Annotated in this window: 5 protein-coding genes; 3 read left to right on the forward strand and 2 right to left on the reverse strand. The window is 58.8% G+C overall.

Annotation, left to right across the window (positions count from 1 at the left end; all coding sequences use genetic code 11):
- Together K8U03_19430 and K8U03_19435 are read right to left on the reverse strand one after the other, a co-directional pair.
- On the reverse strand, nt 1-322 hold a 322-nt coding region (locus K8U03_19430; protein MCE9607062.1), incomplete at its 3' end, for a response regulator.
- Complete coding sequence (locus K8U03_19435) at nt 319-1500, reverse strand: hypothetical protein (protein ID MCE9607063.1); 1182 nt, start codon at nt 1498-1500, stop codon at nt 319-321. The genes K8U03_19430 and K8U03_19435, both read right to left, overlap by 4 nt.
- Before the next feature lie 272 nt (nt 1501-1772).
- Between K8U03_19435 and K8U03_19440 the strand changes: the two genes are divergently transcribed.
- The 3 genes from K8U03_19440 to K8U03_19450 all read left to right on the forward strand — a co-directional run.
- Nucleotides 1773-2312, forward strand: a complete 540-nt coding sequence (locus tag K8U03_19440) for a response regulator (GenBank protein ID MCE9607064.1) — start codon at nt 1773-1775, stop codon at nt 2310-2312.
- Nucleotides 2303-2734: an ATP-binding protein gene (locus K8U03_19445; protein MCE9607065.1), complete on the forward strand. Its 432-nt coding sequence runs from the start codon at nt 2303-2305 to the stop codon at nt 2732-2734. Before K8U03_19440 ends, K8U03_19445 begins: the two co-directional genes overlap by 10 nt.
- Before the next feature lie 6 nt (nt 2735-2740).
- Nucleotides 2741-3351: response regulator (locus K8U03_19450; protein MCE9607066.1), on the forward strand; the 611-nt coding region annotated here is incomplete at its 3' end.

The raw sequence follows: 3351 nt of genomic DNA on the forward strand, positions 1-3351 counted from the left end.
CGACCCGCTTGTAAAGGATGTTCCACAGGCCGGATTTGAGTGCTTGATCGACTCGCGGATGGTTCGGATAAGCGGTCGCGAGGACCGCAACGGTTTCCGGGCTTCGCTGCTTCATTTGCCGATAGAGTTCGATCCCATCCATGCCCGGCATCATGAGATCGAGCACGGCCAAGTCGTAATGGGCGGACTGCATGCGCTCAAGCGCTTCAAAGCCGTCGTTCGCCGTGTCGACTTGATAACCCAAGTCGGCAAAGATGTCCGAGAGGTTACGGCAAGCGTCCGCTTCATCGTCGACGATCAAAAGAGAAGGTAAACGGTTCACGAAAGGTTCCTGCTGGAACTTTCAGGCGCGGTCAATCGCACCGTAAAGGTACTTCCCTGAGCGGGAACGCTCATGACGTGAAGCGAGCCGTGATGCTTTTCGACGATCGCCTTGGCCATCGCGAGTCCGAGACCGAGACCTCGCGCCTTGGTCGAGTAGAGGGGTTCCATCACTCGGCTCAGTTGTTCGGCGGGAATGCCGATGCCGGTATCGCGGAAAGCGATTTCGATTCCTGCTTCATCGGCGACGGCGCGGATAGCAAGGCTGCCTCCTTGAGGCATCGCGTCGCGAGCGTTGCGAATCAGGTTCGCGAACACGATCCGAATCTGCGCCGGATCGCCGAGGGCGGGGGGAAGCGTCGGGGGTAAGTCGATTTGAATCCGAATCTTCTCCGGAATGTGTTCGATCTTCAAAACTTCACTGACGCACTTCTCGATCGAGAAGGGGTTCAGTTCCGGATGCGGCATTTTTGCGAAGTTCGACAATGCGGTGATCGCATCGTTCGCCACGGTCACGTGCTGATCGATGCGCCGCAAGTGCTCGCCGATCTTCTCGGGCGAGGCGCTGCGGGCATTCAATAAGTAGTACGCCGAAGTCTTGATCACGTTCAAGGGGTTACGAAGTTCATGCGCGATTCCACCGGAAATCTGACCGATCGCCGCCAAGCGTTCATCTCGTCGGCGGCGCTCCAAATGTTCCGCTTGGTAAGCGTCTTCGATCTTAGCCAAGTCCAGGTCGATCAGTCTGTCGAGCGATTGAACCGTCGCGACGAGATCTTCTCGGCTGCCGTGCCAAGTCCGACCTAACGCACCGATGAGACCGGACCGCAATCGAGACATAGCGACGTTCGTGAAGACTTGGTCGAGGCCGATCTCGACATGCCGTCGACCGACGCGCCAGCGGCGAAGTACATAGGCTCCGTCGTACGGGCCCGACAAGAGTTCGCGCACCCATTGGGTGAGCGACTGCTTGAGCCGCGCGATTTGTGCGTCGCCGCCCGTGATGACGCTGCGCGCACCGGAATGACGTTCGATCTCGGAATAAAAGTCCTCGATCAGAGCCGGAAGAAACGGGTCCAGACTTAACGCCACGGCCTGCACTCGGCGAGCATCCTCGATGCTCCACCCGACATAAGCTTGCAGCTCGCAATAACGCTCGTAAAGCTTTTCGACGTCCATCGTTCGGTGCCTTGTCGAAGGATTCTCTAACCCCTCTCTATGCGATGGAGCCGCTTATTGCAACGACGCCCCGCCATTCTCGCGTTTTCTGAAGCCGATCGTAATGAGTCAAAAGCTGAGGAAAGCAACGAGACGACTACGTTTCCGTCGCATCTCAAGTGATTTAACAAGGCGCGACGTTGAACACCGAGCATGCGGGCACTAGCTTAATGAATATCGGATTCCCGATGCCGGAGGGTTGCCGGCATCTAGTTACGAATTGATCGCAGCAGATGAATCGAAACATACTCGCCGTCGAAGACGACGCAGACGCGCTCGCTAACGTGCGGGACATTCTCGAATTGGACGGGTTCCAAGTCTGCGGCGCCTCCACGCTGCGCGAGGCCGCTGAGGGGCGCCAGTGGTCGGACTTCGCGGTCATACTTTTAGATCGACGTCTGCCCGACGGTTTGGCCGAAGATGTATTGCCGACGATTCGCGAGCAAGCCCCTGGCGCCGCGATCATCATCATTACGGGCAACGCCGATCTCGCCGGCACGATCGTCGCTCTGCGGGCCGGCGCAACCGACTACTTGTTGAAGCCCGTCAATCCGGACCTCCTTCGCGCTGCGGTATCGGTAAGGTGCAAAAGGCACATGCCGATCTTAGCCGTCTGCATGAGGAAGTGCGCAACTACGCGGCACCGATCGAGCTCGATTGCGAGAATTGGAATCTCGGCACGCTTTGGCGACAAGCCTGGAGAAACGTCACGGCGGGAGCGATGCAAGGCAAACCGCCCGAGCTGGTCGAGCAGATCGCCGGCGTGGATTTGACTTGTGATTGCGACGGCTTTCGTCTGGATCAAGTCTTCCGGAACTTGTTCGAGAATGCCGTCGCGGCTTGTCCTGCGATAGCTCGGATCGAGGTCGTCTGCTCCGACGACGAGTTTGACGGTCGACCGGCGATTCGCATCGACGTACGCGACAACGGCAAGGGGCTGACACCGGCCGAAGCGGAGCGCGTCTTCGCTCCGTTCTACACGACAAAGCCGAAAGGAACCGGTCTAGGATTGGCGATCGTCGCGCGGATCATCGAAGCGCACGGCGGCACGATCGCGGCGCATAGCAGAAATAACAACGGTGCGGAGTTCTCGCTCATCTTGCCGCGTCGCCGAGCGCGGAGCGAATTCGCCTCGGCCGAAACGATAGACCGGACGTCTGAACCCGAAAAGCAACTCTCGACTCACTCACGCTAGAACATCATGGCTCATGCGTCCGATCTCCTCGTCGTCGACGACGAGGCCGAATTTCGCGAAGTCCTAGTTCAACGTCTACGGCGTCGCGGATTCAATGTTTACGAAGCGTCCGAAGGCGCAGCGGCGTTGGCCGAAACCGAACGTCGTCAATTCGCCGCCGCAGTCATCGACCTGATGATGCCGACGATGCCGGGCCTTGAGTTGCTCGAGAAACTGAAAGCGGCCGATCCCGAGTGCGAAGTGATCATGCTCACCGGTTCGGCCACCGTCGAGACCGCGGTCAAGGCGATGAAGCTCGGCGCTTACGACTACTTGACGAAGCCCTGCTCGATGGCGGAATTCGATGCCTTGGTCGACAAGGCGGTTGAACGCAGAAAACTAACGCAGGAGAACGGTCGCCTCAAAGAGGTGCTGCAGCGGAAGCAGCCGCAATCGGAAATGGTCGGCGACTCATCGGCTCTGAAGGAGGTCTGGCGCTTGATCGATCGAGCCGGGCCGACCGACAAGGCGATCCTCATTCAAGGCGAAAGCGGCACGGGTAAGGAACTCGTCGCCCGAGCGCTGCATCGAAGAAGCTTGCGTGCCGAGCAACCGCTGGTGGCGATCAACTGCGCGGC

The sequence above is a fragment of the Planctomycetia bacterium genome (assembly GCA_021413845.1).
In the GTDB taxonomy this organism is placed as follows: Bacteria; Planctomycetota; Planctomycetia; order Pirellulales; family PNKZ01; genus PNKZ01.